The organism is Bartonella sp. AP150HLJHH (genome assembly GCF_042196385.1).
Classification (GTDB): domain Bacteria; phylum Pseudomonadota; class Alphaproteobacteria; order Rhizobiales; family Rhizobiaceae; genus Bartonella.
The window spans coordinates 1-1,552 of record NZ_JBHIQC010000086.1 but is presented as its reverse complement, the minus strand read 5'-3'; the positions used below and the strand labels follow the sequence as shown (position 1 = coordinate 1,552).

Here is a 1,552-nt window from a genome sequence, read left to right as displayed (position 1 = left end):
AAAATAAGAAGGTATCAAGTTTATAAAATATAAAAAACATGGTCATGATATATTTGATGTATTGCAAAGCTCTTTAATACTTTGCAATACGTTGAATTCTATCGGGAATGGATTACTATGTTGTGTAGAGAATTTTGTTTCAAAACATTCTATTGGGAAGAGAGGTTATTTATCTCGATAAATTCTACGTGTATAGATATTAATATTTGATATTTCAATTTATATGTATAGAAAGTAATAAATTTGTTTGTTGCAAAAGACAGGTGTAACGAATAAAGCAAAGTTTAGTGTTTCTGAAAAAATGGGGACTTTATAAAATGTTTTGGTGAGAAAAACTGTTGTATGCGGGTACGTGGGGAAACATCAAGCTACTCTTCTCATACCTCAGGTTACATTCCTTATGACTTAAAATATGATAATCTATAGGTTCGAAGCTGTTATTTGATACGGAGTTATAATCAAAGTTCGAATTTTCTTCTGAAGAAGGGTGAAAATGGTTACGAAAAATTTATTCAGGATCATCAAAATATCAAATTGTTTTGAGGCTTTTGAAGCAATTAGAGTAGCGCTTTGATGATACTTTTTAGAAAATCGCAAGAAGAAACTTGAAAAAGAAATCTTTTTAATGAAGCAAGGAAGGATTTTGGTCTGATATGCTCTGAATTATAAGTGCCGTGATGTCGTGTGCTATCGTGCGTGATAGCTTCATTTTAATCAGATCGTTTTGCGTTGCATATGTTCGTTTGTTCTATACGTGTTTGGGAGGGAATGAGCTTTTGAAAAGTGGCTGCTGCTTTTAGAGATTTTGATATTTTACCTCTAGAAGGCGTGTTTTCTAATCATGATCTTATCATTTTTGCATGTTGTCTCATGGGAAGTTATACAATAACCTTAAATCTTAAAAGGAAAATTCTATGAACGTGAAAAGAAAAATATTGAAAAAGGGCAGTTCTTTTGTTTCTGCTGTTCTTGCAATGGGGATGTTTGTGCAACAAGTTTCAGCGAAAACACCTGCCGATACGCTTGTGATGGCTTGGAATCTTGATACAATAAGTACATTTGATCCCGCACAAATCAATGACCGTTATGGTAATGAAGTTCTTGTTAATGTTTGTGATAATTTAGTCGTTTCTGCTACAGATGATGCTGCTAAAATGGTTCCTTCTTTAGCGAAGAGTTGGGATGTTTCAAGTGATGATCAGAGTACGGTGATTACTTTTCACTTGCGTGATGGTTTAAAGTTCAACGATGGTCGTCCTGCGAATGCTAATGATCTTATTTGGAGCATGAAGCGGGTTGTTCAATTGAAGATGGCTACTGCGGCGACATTTAATGAATATGGTATCACAGAACAAAACGTTGATGAGGCTTTTCAAGCACCGGATGACAAAACGGTGGTGATGAAATTTGATAAACCTTATCCAGCAGAGCTCATTCTTAGCCATTTTGCCACTAGTCGTACTCTTGCTTTGCTTGATCGTGAGACACTCATGAAACACGAAAAAGATGGTGATATGGGAAACCGGTATTTGGCAAGCCATTCTGCTTGCGT

Annotated in this window: 1 protein-coding gene; it reads left to right on the top strand. The window is 35.2% G+C overall.

The genetic code is table 11. From position 1 onward, the window contains the following. Window positions 1-914: 914 nt before the first annotated feature. On the top strand, window positions 915-1,552 hold a 638-nt coding region (locus ACFING_RS09720), incomplete at its 3' end, for an ABC transporter substrate-binding protein (RefSeq protein WP_375630754.1).